This is a genomic window from Methylibium sp. Root1272 (genome assembly GCF_001425905.1).
Classification (GTDB): domain Bacteria; phylum Pseudomonadota; class Gammaproteobacteria; order Burkholderiales; family Burkholderiaceae_C; genus Methylibium.
The window spans coordinates 644,387-659,648 of record NZ_LMDY01000012.1; the positions used below are offsets into that span (position 1 = coordinate 644,387).

The 15,262-nt window shown below is 70.3% G+C and carries 14 protein-coding genes and 1 pseudogene; 9 read left to right on the top strand and 6 right to left on the bottom strand.

What is annotated here, in order from left to right:
- Window positions 1-74: 74 nt before the first annotated feature.
- Both ASC67_RS08900 and ASC67_RS21270 read left to right on the top strand, forming a co-directional pair.
- Window positions 75-515 (top strand): MarR family winged helix-turn-helix transcriptional regulator, encoded by a 441-nt coding sequence (locus ASC67_RS08900; RefSeq protein ID WP_056318108.1) that lies wholly within the window; start codon window positions 75-77, stop codon window positions 513-515.
- 356 nt (window positions 516-871) lie between these two features.
- Window positions 872-1,000, top strand: a pseudogene (locus tag ASC67_RS21270) (TetR/AcrR family transcriptional regulator); the annotation flags it as partial.
- A gap of 43 nt (window positions 1,001-1,043) precedes the next feature.
- Here the strand turns inward: ASC67_RS21270 and ASC67_RS08905 are convergent.
- The gene (locus ASC67_RS08905; protein ID WP_056318112.1) at window positions 1,044-2,117 is read right to left on the bottom strand and encodes a carbon-nitrogen hydrolase family protein; all 1,074 of its coding nucleotides are present in this window, start codon (window positions 2,115-2,117) and stop codon (window positions 1,044-1,046) included.
- A 149-nt stretch (window positions 2,118-2,266) separates the two neighbouring features.
- Between ASC67_RS08905 and ASC67_RS08910 the strand changes: the two genes are divergently transcribed.
- The 3 genes from ASC67_RS08910 (at window position 2,267) to ASC67_RS08920 (ending at window position 5,232) form a co-directional block, all read left to right on the top strand.
- The gene (locus ASC67_RS08910) at window positions 2,267-3,223 is read left to right on the top strand and encodes a helix-turn-helix domain-containing protein (RefSeq protein ID WP_056318115.1); all 957 of its coding nucleotides are present in this window, start codon (window positions 2,267-2,269) and stop codon (window positions 3,221-3,223) included.
- A gap of 134 nt (window positions 3,224-3,357) precedes the next feature.
- Complete coding sequence (locus ASC67_RS08915; RefSeq protein ID WP_056318119.1) at window positions 3,358-4,611, top strand: MFS transporter; 1,254 nt, start codon at window positions 3,358-3,360, stop codon at window positions 4,609-4,611.
- 111 nt (window positions 4,612-4,722) lie between these two features.
- Window positions 4,723-5,232 carry a hemerythrin domain-containing protein gene (locus ASC67_RS08920; protein WP_056318121.1) on the top strand — a complete coding sequence of 170 codons (510 nt, stop codon included), beginning with the start codon at window positions 4,723-4,725 and terminating at the stop codon, window positions 5,230-5,232.
- A 16-nt stretch (window positions 5,233-5,248) separates the two neighbouring features.
- Here ASC67_RS08920 and ASC67_RS08925 read toward each other — a convergent pair whose 3' ends face one another.
- From ASC67_RS08925 to ASC67_RS08940, 4 genes are all read right to left on the bottom strand, one after another.
- Window positions 5,249-6,316, bottom strand: a complete 1,068-nt coding sequence (locus ASC67_RS08925; protein WP_056318124.1) for a calcium:proton antiporter — start codon at window positions 6,314-6,316, stop codon at window positions 5,249-5,251.
- 120 nt (window positions 6,317-6,436) lie between these two features.
- Window positions 6,437-7,924: a diguanylate cyclase gene (locus ASC67_RS08930; RefSeq protein WP_056318127.1), complete on the bottom strand. Its 1,488-nt coding sequence runs from the start codon at window positions 7,922-7,924 to the stop codon at window positions 6,437-6,439.
- 192 nt (window positions 7,925-8,116) lie between these two features.
- Window positions 8,117-9,901: an ABC transporter ATP-binding protein gene (locus ASC67_RS08935; protein WP_056318130.1), complete on the bottom strand. Its 1,785-nt coding sequence runs from the start codon at window positions 9,899-9,901 to the stop codon at window positions 8,117-8,119.
- A 19-nt stretch (window positions 9,902-9,920) separates the two neighbouring features.
- The gene (locus tag ASC67_RS08940; RefSeq protein ID WP_056318133.1) at window positions 9,921-10,145 is read right to left on the bottom strand and encodes a hypothetical protein; all 225 of its coding nucleotides are present in this window, start codon (window positions 10,143-10,145) and stop codon (window positions 9,921-9,923) included.
- A 317-nt stretch (window positions 10,146-10,462) separates the two neighbouring features.
- On the opposite strand from ASC67_RS08940, the gene ASC67_RS21020 reads away from it, so the two are divergent.
- Together ASC67_RS21020 and ASC67_RS08955 are read left to right on the top strand one after the other, a co-directional pair.
- On the top strand, window positions 10,463-11,267 hold an 805-nt coding region (locus ASC67_RS21020; protein WP_235566267.1), incomplete at its 3' end, for a Rieske 2Fe-2S domain-containing protein.
- A 49-nt stretch (window positions 11,268-11,316) separates the two neighbouring features.
- Window positions 11,317-11,925, top strand: a complete 609-nt coding sequence (locus ASC67_RS08955) for a hypothetical protein (RefSeq protein WP_255353669.1) — start codon at window positions 11,317-11,319, stop codon at window positions 11,923-11,925.
- Window positions 11,926-11,952: 27 nt separating this feature from the next.
- Here ASC67_RS08955 and ASC67_RS08960 read toward each other — a convergent pair whose 3' ends face one another.
- The gene (locus tag ASC67_RS08960; protein WP_056318135.1) at window positions 11,953-13,665 is read right to left on the bottom strand and encodes a sigma-54-dependent Fis family transcriptional regulator; all 1,713 of its coding nucleotides are present in this window, start codon (window positions 13,663-13,665) and stop codon (window positions 11,953-11,955) included.
- Between the two features lie 237 nt (window positions 13,666-13,902).
- On the opposite strand from ASC67_RS08960, the gene ASC67_RS08965 reads away from it, so the two are divergent.
- Together ASC67_RS08965 and ASC67_RS08970 are read left to right on the top strand one after the other, a co-directional pair.
- Entirely contained in the window at window positions 13,903-14,868 is a 966-nt protein-coding gene (locus ASC67_RS08965) for a PDR/VanB family oxidoreductase (protein ID WP_235566268.1), read from the top strand.
- A 65-nt stretch (window positions 14,869-14,933) separates the two neighbouring features.
- On the top strand, window positions 14,934-15,262 hold a 329-nt coding region (locus tag ASC67_RS08970), incomplete at its 3' end, for a Rieske 2Fe-2S domain-containing protein (RefSeq protein ID WP_156466709.1).

The following is a 15,262-nucleotide window of genomic DNA, read 5'->3' on the forward strand; positions in this document are numbered from 1 at the left end:
ATCTGGGTGTGGGCTGAGCAGATGATGCAGCGGGGCGTCCCTGTATCCCGGCATCCTCGTCCTATGATGCGTGCATGTTCACGGATTGCTACTGCACCCAGTTCCGTCGTGTCTCGAACGCGCTGACGCGCATCTACGACGAAGCACTCCGACCCGCGGGCCTGCGCATCACGCAGTTCTCGCTGCTGCGGGCCCTGAGCCGGCTGGGTGAGGCCACTTCGACGCAACTGGCCGTGGAAGTCGCGCTCGACCGGACGACGATCTCACGCAACGTCAAGCTCCTGGTCGATGCCGGCTGGGTCGACGTGAAGGAGGCTGCCGACAAGCGCGAGCGCGTGCTCCTGCTCAACAAGGCGGGCCGTAAGGTGATCGCCGATGCGACCCCGCACTGGGCCAAGGCCCAGAAGCAGGTGGAGCAGGGCACCGACAAATTCCTGCGTGCGCCCTCGAGCGGGCAGCTACTCCAGGCTCTCGAAGGCCTGCAGGAGGCGGCCGGAGAAGCGGACGCCCGCTAGCCCGCCGCGACGCGGTTCGTTTTCGGGCCGACAAGGGTTTGCGACGAGGCAGCGCCAGCGGGAACGATCGCTTCGGTGCGTGTCGGAGACACGGTCATCAAGTTGGTCGGCCATCCGGCATCGACTGACAAGACAGGCTTTCGCTGTGGTCTCGCAAAGTGGTACGGATAATTCCTCCGACCATCATCGCCCCAAGAAGATCGGCCCCGCACCGCGGAGCCGTGATGGTCTGCGTTGGGCGGTCTATGCGATCCCCAGCAACTCCCGCTGCGCTGCCCACGCCATCGGCAGCGCTCCCATCCGCCCGAGCCGGTGTGCGGTCAGATCCGGTGGCTCCTCACCTCTGACAATCCGCTCTGTTCACCTGGGTGAAGCCCGGGGGCCCGCTCGACCAGGCCGCGCTGGCGCCGATCGTGGCCGACCTCTTTCTCGGCGGGCCGCCGGCGGTGCAGGCGGCAGCCCTGCTGGGCATCCGCGGCGGCTGAGCAGCGAAGGGCGCTCGTGGTGAACGCAGCGATCGCCCGACGCTCAAGCCGTGCGGCGTGCGGTCGACGGGCCGGCAGCGGCCGGATCGCCGGGCGACGCGGCGGACGGCGGCACTGCGGCCTCGGCGGTGCTTGCCGCCGCGCCGGGAGGGCGCTGCGGCGCCAGCACCACGCGGTCGCGCGGTGTCTTGTCGAGCAGCAGGCGCGTCACGTCGGGCCGCGAGTAGTGGCCGGCCGGATCGGCCGCCGCCTTGGCCAGCGTGATCAGGCCCAGGTCGAGCTCGGCGAGGACGAGACCCTCGGTGTGCTCCGGCAGCGGCTCGGTCAGCAGACGGCCGTCGGGCGCGTAGATGCCCGCATAGCCACCGCCTTCGAGCAGCAGCTGTCGCTTCGTCGGGTCGTCGCCGCACAGCAGCGCCACCATCTCCTTCGAGACCGTGGCACAGGGGGCGATCACGAAGCACTGGCCCTCGACCGCGTAGATGCGGCTGGCGGCGGTGTTCACCTCCGCGCCCAGCGCATGGGCGCCGCCGCGGTAGAGCGAGAAGCTCGGCCAGGCGGCGATGTGCACCTGCTCGTCCTGCGCGTACATCGCGTACTTCGACAGCGGTTGCAGATGCTCCCAGCAGCACAGCGCGCCGATGCGGCCGAGCGCGGTGTCGTGCACGCCGAGGTCGCTGCCGTCGCCCTCGCCGAACACGGTGCGCTCCACGTGCGTGGGCTTGAGCTTGCGGCGCCGCGCCACCGTGCGGCCCTCGGCGTCGATGATCCACTGGCCCATGTAGAGGCTGCCGCCGGCCTTCTCGCTGTGGCCCATCACGACCATGATGGCGTGGTCACGGGCCGCCTGGGCGATGCGATCGGCCTGCGGCGAGCCGTCGACCAACGAATGGTCGTGGTAGCGCTGGATGAACTGCAGCGCCCAGGCCGGCGAATCGAGCCAGATGAACCACGGGTAGCCGGGCAGCCAGGTCTCCGGAAAGGCCACGAGCTGCGCGCCCTGCGCGGCGGCCTCGGCGATCAGGCCCACGGCCTTGTCGATCGACGCGTCGAGGTCCAGGAACACCGGTGCGGCCTGGACGGCGGCAGCGCGGAACTTGGGGTGCGAAACCGGCATGGCGAGACTCCTGTCGTGCGGTGGGACCGAGCATGCGACGGATCCGGCCCGGCCGCTTGCCTGCACGAGGCGCGGTTCTTGACCGCAGCGCGCAGCGCGCGGTGCGGTCTCGTTGCGACTGGCGCTCACAGGCCCTAAGCTGCAGCCCCATGGCCACCCTGTTCACCACCGTCGGCGTCGAGCCCGCCCAGCGCCTGGCCTACTGGACCGACGGCGTCTGCGACACCTACGTGCAGCTGGACTGCGATGCGATCGGCGACGCCTCGCGGCTCGAAGGCGAGATCGCCGCCGACACGCTGGCCACGCTGACGCTGTCGCGCGTGACGGCCAGCGCGCAGCGCGTGCGCCGCACGCCAGCCAAGATCGCGCGGGCGAGCGAGGACTACTTCCTCGTCAGCATCCAGACGCAGGGCTGCGGCGCGGTCGTGCAGGACGGGCGTGTGGCCCACCTGTCGCCCGGCGACTTCGCCCTCTACGACAGCACGCGGCCCTACGAGCTGCGTTTCGACGCGGCGTTCCAGCAGTACGTGCTGATGCTGCCCGGCCCCACGTTGCGCTCGGCCCTGACCGACACACCGTCGCTCACCGCCTGCGCGGTCAGCGGCCGGCGCGGCGCCGGTCACCTGATGATCGGCATGATCGAGACGCTGTCGGCCGAGATCGCCACGCTGGCGCCCGAGTCGGCCGCGGCGGTGGCGGACGGCGTGACGCAGATCCTGATCGCCGGCCTGTCGACGTTGCCGGGCGCCCGGCCACCGCCGGTGTCGCGGCTCGCCGCGCTGCACCGGCAGCAGGTGAAGGCGCTGGTGCGCGAGCGGCTGCGCGATCCGGACCTCACGGTGGCCCGCATCGCCGAGCGCCTCGGCGTGTCACCGAGCACCTTGCACCGGGCCTGGGCCGGCGAGGCCTGCTCGCTGGCCGACTGGATCCAGGCCGAGCGCCTGGAAGCCGCGCGGCGCGACCTGTGTGCCGCGCAGCAGCGCCTGCGTCGCGTGAGCGAGCTGGCGTACTCGTGGGGCTTCAAGGATGCCGCCCACTTCAGCCGCGCTTTCCGCCGGCGCTTCGGCTGTTCACCGCGGGAGCTGCGGGCCCGGATCGAAAACTGACAGGCCAGACGTCGCGTGGCTGGCACGGCTGCGATAGACCTTGCCTGCGCACGCGCGACGGTGCTCCCCTAGAGTCGCGGCTGGTCTTCTCCGGCCTGCCCGTGTCAGGACGCGCCGTCTCCCGCCCCCGCCTGATGAACGCTGCCGCGCCGCCGTCCCCTCCTTCTTCCTCCTCCTCCTCGCCGCCGCTGCCGCGCGGAGCGATCGCCTGCCTGGCGCTGGCGGCCTTCGGCAGCGGCTTGTCGATGCGGGTGAACGATGCCCTGCTGCCGCGCCTGGCCGGCGAATTCGCCCTCACGCTGGGCCAGGCCTCGCAGGTCATCGGCCTGTTCGCGACGGCCTACGGGCTGGCCCAGCTGTTCTTCGGCCCGCTCGGCGACCGCTACGGCAAGTACCGTGTCATCGCCTGGGCCACCGCGGCCTGCGCCTTCACGTCGGTGCTGTGCGGGCTGGCGCCCGGCTTCGATGCGCTGCGCCTGGCGCGCGTGCTGGCCGGGGCCACGGCGGCGGCGGTGATCCCGCTGTCGATGGCGTGGATCGGCGATGTCGTCGACTACGAGCGCCGGCAGCCGGTTCTCGCACGCTTCCTGATCGGCCAGATCTGCGGCTTGTCGGCCGGGGTGTGGCTGGGGGGCTTCGCGGCCGACCACCTCGGCTGGCGAGTTCCGTACTTCCTGCTCGCGGGCTTCTTCGCGCTGGTGAGCATCGCGCTGTTCACGCTGAACCGGCGCTTGCCGGAGGCCGCCCGCCGGATGCGCCCGCCGAGCGGCGAGTCGCCGCTGCGCCGCATCGCGACCGAGTTCGGCGGCGTGCTGTCGCGTCCCTGGGCCCGCGTGATCCTCGGCCTGGTCTTTCTCGAGGGCCTGTTCCTGTTCGGGCCGTTCGCCTTCATCGCCTCGCATGTGCACGAGGCGTTCCAGCTCTCGCTGTCGGCGGCGGGCGCGCTGGTGATGCTGTTCGGGCTGGGCGGCTTCGCCTTCGCCGTCTCGTCCGGCCACCTGGTGCACCGGCTCGGCGAGGCCGGCCTGGCGCGCTGGGGCTCGCTGATGATGTGCGGAGCGCTCGTCGCGATCGGCTTCGGGCCGGGCTGGGGCTGGGCGCTGGCCGGGTGCTTCGTCGCCGGGCTGGGCTTCTACATGATGCACAACACGCTGCAGGTGAATGCCACGCAGATGGCGCCGGACCGTCGTGGCGCGGCCGTCGCCGCCTTCGCGTCGTGCTTCTTCCTCGGGCAGTCGGCCGGCGTGGCGCTGGGCGGCTGGCTGGTGGGTGTCGTCGGTCCGGCGCGCTTCCTGGCCTTCGGTGCGATCGGTCTGCTGGCGGTCGGCTGGGGCTTCGTGGCCCGGCTCAACAGGCGCTCGCGGGCGACGGCGGAACTCGCCGTGTAGGACAACGCCGCCGACGGCTGCGCGCCTGTGCCGCGACCCGACCGCAGCGTGTGGACAGTGCCGGCGTCGAACGCAATACTGGGTCGATCCCAAACCGGAGGAATACCCACCATGCCCGCGAGCCTGTTCGAACTGCTGCACGAGAGCCACGAGATCCAGCGCCAGCTGTGCCGCCGGCTGACGGCGGCGCGCGCCACCACCACGCAGCGCGAGCAGGTCTTCCTGCAACTCAAGGTCGAGCTCGAGGCGCACGCGGCCGCGGAGGAGCGCTTCCTCTACGTGCCCTTGCTGATGACCGATCCGGGGCTGTCGTCGTCGCGGCATGCCCTGTCGGAGCACCACGAGATCGAGGAGTTGTGCGAGGACTTGAGCGTGCCCGACAAGCAGGGCGAGGCCTGGCTCGACACCGCCAAGCGGCTCGGCGAGAAGGTGAGGCACCACCTGAAGGAAGAGGAGCGCAAGTTCTTCAAGGTGGCCGGCCGCATTCTCGACACCGGCAAGAAGGACACGCTCGGTCGGCGCTACCAGAAGGATCTGCTGCGCATGCGGAAAAAATACGCCGCCGACTACCAGCGGGTGAGTGTCAGCAGCGCGGGCGAGGTCGTGGCCTCGCCGCGCTGAGCGTCGGGCGCTTCAGTCAGGGCACCAGCGAGAGGAACAGGAAGGCGGCGAACAGCACCAGGTGCACGGCGCCCTGCATCAGGTTGGTCCGCCCGGTCCCCAGCGTGATGGCGCCCACGATGAAGGTCAGCAGCAGCAGCACCAGGTCCTTGGCCGCGAGGCCCAGCACCAGCGGCAGGTCGAGCAGCACCGCGGCCACCACCACCACCGGGATGGTCAGTCCGATGCTGGCCAGTGCCGAGCCGAGCGCCAGATTCATGCTCGTCTGCAGCCGATCGGCGCGGGCGGCGCGCACGGCCGCCCAGGTCTCCGGCAGCAGCACCAGCAGCGCGATCGCGATGCCGATCACCGCCTTCGGCGCGCCGGCGGCCGCCACGGCCGCCTCGATGGTCGGCGACAGTTGCTTGGCCAGGCCCACCACCGACACCAACCCGATCAGCAGCAGGCCGAAGCTGGCCCAGGCCTGGCTGTTCGACGGCGGCTTGGCGTGGATGTCCTCGTCGTCCGCATTCGTCGGCGGCAGGAAGTAGTCGCGGTGGCGCACCGTCTGCACGAACACGAACACCGCCCACAGCGCCAGCGAGGAGATCGCGACGAAGGCGAGCTGGGACACGGTGTAGGTGCCGCCGCTCGAGCTGGTCGTGAAGGACGGCAGCACCAGCGACAGGCCCGCCATGGCCACCAGCGCCGCCAGCGCGGAGTTCGCGCCGTCGAGCTGGAAGGACTGCTCGTGGTGGTGCAGGCCGCCGACCAGCAGGCAGATGCCGACCACGCCGGTGCAGATGATCATCACCGCCGAGAAGATGGTATCGCGCGGCAGCTCGGCCTTGCCTTCGCCGCCGGCCAGCATCATCGACACGATGAGCGCCACCTCGATCACCGTGATCGCGATCGCCAGCACCAGCGTGCCGAACGGCTCGCCCACGCGGTGCGCCACGACCTCGGCGTGGTGGACCGCCGCGATCACCGCGCCGATCAGGGCGACGGCGCAGGCCGCGGCGATGGCACCATTCATCGGCAGCGCGAGCGCCGCCCCCAGCAGGGCGGCGGCGGCGAACGGCAGGAGCAGGGCCCAACGGGGCATATGACGATCCTTTCAGGGGCGCGAGCGGTGGGACGAGCCGGTGCGACACGTTCGATCGGCACGCCGGCGGCCAGGCCGGAGGATAGTCGGACACGGCGCGCGGCCCGCCGGTCGGGACGATCAGGCAGTTGCGTCGCTCGCCAGCACCACCTGGTTGCGCCCGTTCGCCTTCGCCCGGTAGAGCGCCCGGTCGGCCTGGCGGATCAGCGTCTCGTGGGTGTCGTGCTCGCCGGGCACCAGCACCGCCACGCCGATGCTGGCGGTGACGACACCGAACGGTGAGAGCTCGTGCCGATGCCCCAGGTCCTCGAGGGCCTTGCAGATGCTGCGCGACATCGCGAGCGCGCTGGCCTCGTCGGCTGCCACCGCGACAATAGCGAACTCCTCGCCGCCGTAGCGCGCCACCAGGTCGCCGGCGCGGCGCACGTTGGCGCTCAGCACCTGCGCGATGGTGCGCAGGCAGTCGTCGCCGGCCTGGTGGCCGTAGTGGTCGTTGTAGTGCTTGAACAGGTCCACGTCGAGCAGAGCGAGCGCCAGCGGCTGGCCGCTGAGGCGGGCGTGGCGCCATTCGCCGGCGATGAACTCGTCGAAGCGCCGCCGGTTGGCGATGCCGGTCAGGCCGTCGGTAGCGCTCAGCGTGCCGAGCTTGCTGTTGGACTCTTCCAGTTTCAGCGTGCGCTCGCGCACCTTGTCCTCCAGGCTGCGCGTCAGCGCCCGCTGCTCGCTCAGCAGCGTGGCGAAGCCCATGCCGACGATGCTGAGTGTCAGGATGAACTCCTGCGTGCGCAGGATCAGCTCGTGCGGCGACGCGTCGCCGAAGGGCTTGTGGCCCGTGGTCTGGGCCCAGGCGGTGGCCAGCGCGATGAGCGCGACCGCCAGTGCGGTCCAGCGCGTGCCGAAGCGGACCGCCATGTACAGCATCGAGGGCAGCAGCAGGTTGGGCGTCAGCGGCACGCCGCCCCAGCGCTCCGATTGCCCCGACAGGATCAGGCCGGCCAGCGCGACCGTGAACAGCAGCACCACGCCGTCCTGCCAGCGCAGCCGGACCGGCTCGAGCGCGGGCTGGGCCAGGGCCAGCAGCAGCGGCGTGCAGATCAACAACCCCAGGCCGTCGCCGAACCACCACAGCAACACCAGCGTGGGATAGGGCGTCTCGACGCCGTCCATCTCCCGCAGCACCAGGCCCGCCAGCAGCGCGGCGACGAGCGCGCTGAACAGCGGACCGATCACGACGAACTTGCCCAGGTCCTGGATCCGCTCGAGCCCCGGTGAGGTGCCGGCACGGCGCAGCAGCAGGTAGGCCACCGTCACCTCCGTGAGGTTGACGAGGCTCAGCAGTACCGCCTGCAGCGGCGGGAACACCGGCAGGTTGGCGAGCACGTCGGAGCTGAAGGTCAGCGTGGCCAGCCACCCGCCGCGCCGGCCCCGGAAGTGCAGCAGGGCCGCCAGCAGCACCGCATTGGGCAGCCAGATCACCACCTCGTTCTCGGGCGACACGGCGCACAGGAAGGTCAGCTTGACGCTGGCGAAATGCAGCAACGGCAGCAGCAGGTAGACCCACCCTGCAGGCGGTCGGTCGGCCAGCGTGTTCGGTTGCGGGGAGAGCATCGTCGGGGTCATCGAACCGGTACGTCCTGGAAGATGGATATCGGCCATTCGGTGGGCGCAGCGCAGTCCCACGGAGCGCGACCGTGCGGATCGGCGGGGCCGGATGTGAAGGATGCCCGATATGAGCGGGCGATCGCCGGCACCGCGGCGCGGCACACCGCAGCAGGTACGACGTCTGCAGCTTGCCGCCGATCAATCCGTTGCCGGCACGATGGGTCGCAGCGAGGGCTGGCGCGCCAGGACGGCGTCGCGCGGGCCGGCGTCGACCACGCAGCCCGCGGCCATCAGCACGACGCTGTCGAAGCGGTCGAGCAGGCTCAGGCGGTGGATCGACGCGACCACGCAGGCCGTGGGAAACGCTTGTGCGATGCGTTCCATCACGCGGGCTTCGGTCGGCGCATCGAGCGCGCTGGTGGGTTCGTCCAGCAGCAGCAGCGAACTGCCCTGCGCGGCGAGTACGCCGCGCGCCAGGCAGAGGCGCTGCCGCTGGCCGCCCGACAGGTTGAATCCGCGCTCGGATAGCGCCGTGTCGACGGTGCCCCGGATGGCGACGAGCACCTCGTCGAACGTGCTCACGTGCAGAGCGGCGTGCAGGTCGGCGTCGCTGCAGTCCTGCCCGAAGCTCAGGTTCTCGCGCACGCTCGCCTCGAACACCTCGACCTCCTGCGGGATCAGGGTCGCCAGTCGGCGCAGCCGCGGCCCGTCGGCCGGCCGATCGTCGAGCGTGAGCCGGCCGCCGCCCGGCGTGTAGAGGCCCGCCAGCACGCGCAGCAGTGTGCTCTTGCCGCCCCCGCTGGGGCCGACCAGCGCGACGCGCTGGCCGCGCCGCAGTTCGAGCGTCACCTCGCGCAGCCCGTGGGCCAGGCGCTCGCTGCCGGCCGCGGCGCCGCCGCGTGCTGCATAGTCCCAGGCCAGCCCCTCCACGCGCAGCACCTGCCAGTCGGCTTCAGGGTCGATGCGCTCCTCGGCCGGCACCGCTGCACGCGTCGGCGCGGCCTCGATGGGCGCGGCACTGCCGTAGTCGGTGTGCATCCGGGCGAAGGACTGGAAGTTGGCCGCCATCGACGTCACCACGCCCGCCGCCTGCTGCGCGTACTGGTAGACCATGAAGACCGCGCCCAGCATCACCGCCTGCTGCCCCGGCGCGCGCGACTGCCATACATACACGGCGACCAGCGCCCAGGTCAGCGCGAGCCCCATCACGTCGACCGCGCACCACTTGCCCTCGTTGAGCAGCACCGTGCGCCGCAGGGGTGCCGACACCGCCGCGAGGCGCTTCGCCAGCAGCGTGCGCGACGCGGCCGTGAGTCTCAGACCGATGACCGTCGATGCGTTCGACAGGAAGTCGAGCAGCGCCGCGACGTAGCGGCGGTCGGCATCGTTCTCGGTGCGCGCCAGCTGCATCAGCGCGCGGTCGAAGCGCAGGATCACCAGGCCGATCACCGCGTAGCCGGCGAGCGCCAGTGCGCCGCTGGTGCGCGACAGCAGCGTCAGCGCGACCAGCGGCCCCACCAGGTTGACGGCGCTGGCGAGGTAGACGAACTGCGTCTGCGCGAAGTCCGACAGCGCGCGGCTCGCCTGGTGCACGCGGTGTTGCAGCTCGCCGGAGTGGTGCCCGTCATGCCACGCGAGCGGGGCGCCGGCGATGCGCGCGTACAGCGCATCGGCCAGCGTCTCGCGCACGCGCAGGCCGACGTTGCGCTCCAGGATGCGGCCGGGGCCATGGGCCGCCCACGACAGCGCGTAGAGGGCGGCGAGCGCTGCGATCCAGCGGCCGGCGCCGTGCAGGTTGCCGCCCTGCAGCGCATTGATCGCCTGCCCGGCCAGCCAGGGCATCGCCAGCCTCAGCAACTGCGAGGCGGTGAGCAGTGCCGCCGCGCCGAGCAGTTGGCCGCGCGCTCCCGCGGCGTGGCGCCAGAGCGCGCGGTACAGCGTTCCGATCGCGCGACCTGCGGGTGCGGCGACGGCAGCGGTCATCGCGTCGTCTCGTCCGCGGCTATTTCTTCGGGGGCGGGTCGGGCAGCGGGAGCTCGTTCAGCGCGTCCCACTGGGACAGCGACAGGTCCAGTTCGGCCACGTCAGGCTTTCGCGGCTCCATGTTGCGCCGGCGCTCGCGGCCGCCGGGCGGTTGGGGCGACTCGGTACGCCGCCGGTCCTGGCCCGAGCGGCGGTCGGTCGAGCCGGCGGCTGGCGGTGTTGGGCGGATGTTCTCGCTGGACATGGGAGTCTGGCGACCTCGAGGGAGCGCTTGCGTGGGACGGGTAACCATACCTGATCCTCGGCGGTCCCCGAACGGCGACGGCCTTGCCGGAAATGCCGAAATTGCCGCCGTGGCGATGCTGCAGATCCTGAATCCACGCGCCGAGGCGCGCTGTCGATGCCGGGGTCCGCCTGGAAAACATGTTCGCAATCAACGGCTTGGCGTTGCCCTCCGGCTTGGCCCTGCGATTGCTTCAAGGCCTCCACGCACCGGTCGAAGTGCGGCTGCGACGGGTCGCTCGACCGCAACGTCCATCAACAACGGAGACATGACGTTCCATGGAAACCCAGATCCCTTTTCTGCTGAACGCCTGGTACGTGGCGGCGCTGTCGACCGAGGTCGGGCCGGAGGCGCTGTTCCACCGCAGGATCCTCGACACCTCGATCCTGATCTACCGCAGGCAGGACGGGACGCCGGTGGCGTTGCACGATCGTTGCCCGCACCGGTTCGCACCGCTGCACCTGGGCAAGCGCATCGGCGACGAGGTGGCCTGCCYGTACCACGCGCTGCAGTTCGACTGCAGCGGCCAGTGCACGAAGAACCCGCACGGCAACGGCCAGATCCCCAAGGCCGCGAAGGTGCGCAGCTTCCCGCTGCAGGAGCGCTACGGTTTCCTGTGGATCTGGATGGGGCCACCTGGTCGGCGACCTGCTGCTGCAGACCTGGGCAAGCGCATCGGCGACGAGGTGGCCTGCCTGTACCACGCGCTGCAGTTCGACTGCAGCGGCCAGTGCACGAAGAACCCGCACGGCAACGGCCAGATCCCCAAGGCCGCGAAGGTGCGCAGCTTCCCGCTGCAGGAGCGCTACGGTTTCCTGTGGATCTGGATGGGCGAAGCGGCGCCCGACCTGGGCCGACTGCCGGACTTCGGTGAGCTCGACGCCGGCCCTGACACCGGCGTGGCGTACACCTACATGCACATGAAGGCGAACTACGAGCTGATCATCGACAACGTGATGGACCTGAGCCACRTCGACCACGTGCACGGCGAGATCATCACCACGCGGGGGCAACTGTCGCCGCAGATTCCGAAGCTGCGCGAGGGTGGCGAGTCGGTCGCGGCCCGCAGATCGGAAGAGCGTCNGAGCTCGACGCCGGCCCTGACACCGGCGTGGCGTACACCTACATGCACATGAAGGCGAACTACGAGCTGATCATCGACAACGTGATGGACCTGAGCCACATCGACCACGTGCACGGCGAGATCATCACCACGCGCGGGCAGCTGTCGCCGCTGGTGCCGCAGATGCGCGAGAGCGAGGAGGCCATCTCCGCTCGCTGGGAATGGCAGCAGACACCGGCGATGCTGATCTTTGCCAGCTTCCTGCCGGAACCCATGGCCGGAGCGCGCCACTTCTTCGACATCACCTGGACGCCACCCGCGAACATCCAGCTCTCGGTCGGCGCGACGCAGGACGACCAGGCGCTGGACCTCCGCGGCTGTATCGGCCAGTACGACCTGCACACGTGCACGCCGGAGACCGCGAACACCACGCACTACTACTTCGCGACGCGGCGCAACCACCGCGTCGAGGATGCCGACTACAACGCCATGAAGATCCAGGCCATGCACGCGGCCTTCGAGAACGAGGACGGACCGATCATCGAGGCGGTGCAGCACGAGATGGGCACGACCGACTTCTTCGGCCTGAACCCGGTGCTGATGACCAACGATGTGGCGCCGGTGAAGGTGCGGCGGCGGCTCAAGCAGCTGATCCAGGACGACCGGCGCGGCGCCTGAGGGCACGGCGGCGCTCGGCCGCGGGTCTCATGCTTCGCGCTTCTTGAGCCGGTACTCGACCTGTCCGCGCCGCAGGCGCAGCAGGCGCGCGGCCGCGGAGATGTTGCCGTCACTGCGTTCCATCGCACGCTCGAACAGCAGCGATTCGATCTGTTCGAACGACGGCAGACGGGCGAGCAGGTCGTCGGCCAGCCGCTTGCACTGGTCGGTGGCTTCGCCGGTGCGCGAGACCAGCTCGCCGTGCGCGCCCACGCTCAGCGAGCGCAGCTTGAGCTGCTCGCCCCCTGAGAACAGGTGCTGCACGTCGATCTTGCCGTCGTCGTCGGCCAGGATCACCGCGCGCTCGACCATGTTCTCCAGCTCGCGCACGTTGCCGGGCCAGTGGTAGTCCCACAGCGCGTCGTAGGCGCGCGTGGTCAACCCGCTGACACGCTTGCCGCAGCGGCGGTTGCAGCGTTCGAGGAACAGCGCGACGAGCAGCGGAATGTCCTCCAGGCGCTCGCGCAGCGGCGGAATGACGATCGGGAACACGTTGAGCCGGTAGAACAGGTCTTCGCGGAATCGACCGGCCTCCACCTCGGTGCGCAGGTCGCGGTTGGACGCCGCGACCAGCCGCACGTCGACCTTGCGCACGCGCACGTCGCCCACGCGCTCGATCTCGCGCTCCTGCAGCACGCGCAGCAGCTTGCCCTGCGCCGGCAGCGGCAGGCTGCTGATCTCGTCGAGGAACAGCGTGCCGCCGTGGGCCCGCTCGAAGCGGCCGGGCCGCGAGTGGTCGGCGCCGGTGAAGGCGCCTTTCTCGACGCCGAACAGCTCGGATTCCACCAGGTCGGGCGGAATGGCCGCGCAGTTGATCGACACCATCGCTTGCTCGTGCCGGCGGCTGACCGAATGCAGTGCGCGCGCGAAGCGTTCCTTGCCGACGCCGCTCTCGCCGCGGAACAGCACGGTCGAGTCGGTCACGCCGACGCGACGGACCAGGTTGGCCACGGCGTTGAAGCCGGCCGAGGTGCCGACGAAGTCGTCGAACTCGCTCGGGGTACAGACCTTGGCCGGCACGCTGCGGGGCGGCCGGGCCTTCGGCGGCGTGCGCACGAAGGACTCGATCTTCAGGAAGTTGGTCTCGTGTTCGCTCAGATCGTCCCAGGCGGCGAGCGGGCGACCGACGACGCGGCAGCGCTCGTGGCCCATCGCCACGCACTCGATCTCGCGCCACAGCACGGGCTGCCCGAGGATGGCGGTGCAGCAGCCGCTGGCATAGCCCACCATCATCCAGCAGGCCGGTTCGCCGAACACGCCGCAGTGCTTGAGATGGGCCTCGGCCTCCCACGAGGAAGTCCAGTAGTAGTCGCCCCAGAACTCACCGCCTTCGGTGTCGAACTGCATCGCGTCGATCGGCTGGTTGCGCACGAAGCCCTCGATCTCCCGCAGGCGCGGACCGAGCGCGAGCATGCGGTCGCGATCGGTGCCGCACAGGGCGCGCAGCCGCTGGCCGTCCTCGAAGCCCTGCTGGTAGCCGAGCCGCGTGAACAGCTCACGGGCCTTGCCGGTGCCCAGCTGCTCGATCAGCTCGCGCCGCAGCTCGGCGAACGACGACGCATGCATCAGCAGCATGCGCTGCTCGAACAGCACGATGTGGCCGGCGTCGGGTGAGAAGCGCAGATGCTCGGTGAGCGTGCGATCGTCCGATCCGTCGGCACCGACCGTCGCCGACGGCGCCGCGTGATGGGTGTGGGGCATGCTGTCTCCTCGGTCCGGTCGGGGCCGGCCTGTTCTTCAAAAGCGGCAACCCGCAGTTCCTTGCTGTCGCAAATGATGAATCTGCGACCAGGGTCCAGAACCTCGGGTTTACGCGGGCTCATCGAAAAATCTCAAGCAAATCAATGACTTGAAGTCATGCGCCAGCGTGGCACCGCGCTTGCAATTCTTCGTGCCGTAAACCGGCCGCAAGTGTCGGGCCGAGCATGGAGACCCGCAGTGACGAACGATGGATGGTTGGAGGTGACGGTGGCCGAGCGCGAGTCGGTGGCCGAGGGCGTGGCGAGCTTCGAGCTGCGGCGCGCGGATGGCAGCCCGTTGCCGGCCTTCGGCGCCGGGGCGCACATCGACGTGGAGTTGCCGAACGGCATGGTGCGGCAGTACTCGCTGTGCAACGACCCGGGCGAGCAAGGGCGCTACCTGATCGGCGTGCTGCTCGAGGCGGCGGGGCGCGGCGGGTCCCGCAGCGCGCACGCGCAGTTGCTGCGCGGCAGCCGGCTGCGCATCAGCGCACCACGCAACCACTTCGCGCTGGTGCCGGCGCGGCACTCGCTGCTGATCGCAGGCGGCATCGGCGTCACGCCGATCCTGAGCATGGCAGAGCACCTGGCGCGTGCCGATGCCTCGTTCGAGCTGCACTACTGCAGCCGCTCGCCGGCGCGCACCGCCTTCGTGCCGCGACTGCGGGCCGCGGCCTACGCCGCGCAGGTGCACTTCCACTTCGACGACGGCGAAGCCGCGCAGCGCTTCGATGCGCGCGCGGTGCTCGCGCAGACCGCCGACACGACCCACCTCTACGTGTGCGGCCCGAAGGGCTTCATGGACCATGTGATCCTCACCGCCCGCGCGCTGGGGTGGTCGGAGGGGAACATCCATTTCGAATACTTCGCGGGCGCCGCCGTCGACACCTCCACGGACCGGGGCTTCGAGGTGCAGATGGCCGGCAGCGGGGAGGTCGTGCCGGTCGCGGCCGGCCAGAGCGTGGTGCAGGCGCTCGCTGCCCACGGCATCGACGTGCCCGTGTCCTGCGAGCAGGGCGTCTGTGGCACCTGCGTGATGCGCGTCGTGCGCGGCGAGCCCGAGCACCGCGACATGTACTTCAGCGCCGCGGAACACGCCGCCAACGACTGCTTCACGCCGTGTTGCTCGCGCTCGAAGTCGGCGCGCCTGGTGATCGATTTTTAGCCGAGTGCGACGCCGCCCGCCGCCCCTTACAGCGAGTTCCAGCAGACACCCAAGGAGACAGAAAGATGGAGCAGAAGATCGAATGGAAGCAGCCCTACCTGCTGAACGCCTGGTACGTGGCGGCGCTGTCGACCGAGGTCGGGCCGGAGGCGCTGTTCCACCGCAGGATTCTCGACACCTCGATCCTGATCTACCGCAGGCAGAACGGGACGCCGGTGGCGTTGCACGATCGCTGCCCGCACCGGTTCGCGCCGCTGCACCTGGGCAAGCGCATCGGCGACGAGGTGGCCTGCCCGTACCACGCGCTGCAGTTCGACTGCAGCGGCCAGTGCACGAAGAACCCGCACGGCAACGGCCAGATCCCCAAGGCCGCGAAGGTGCGCAGCTTCCCGCT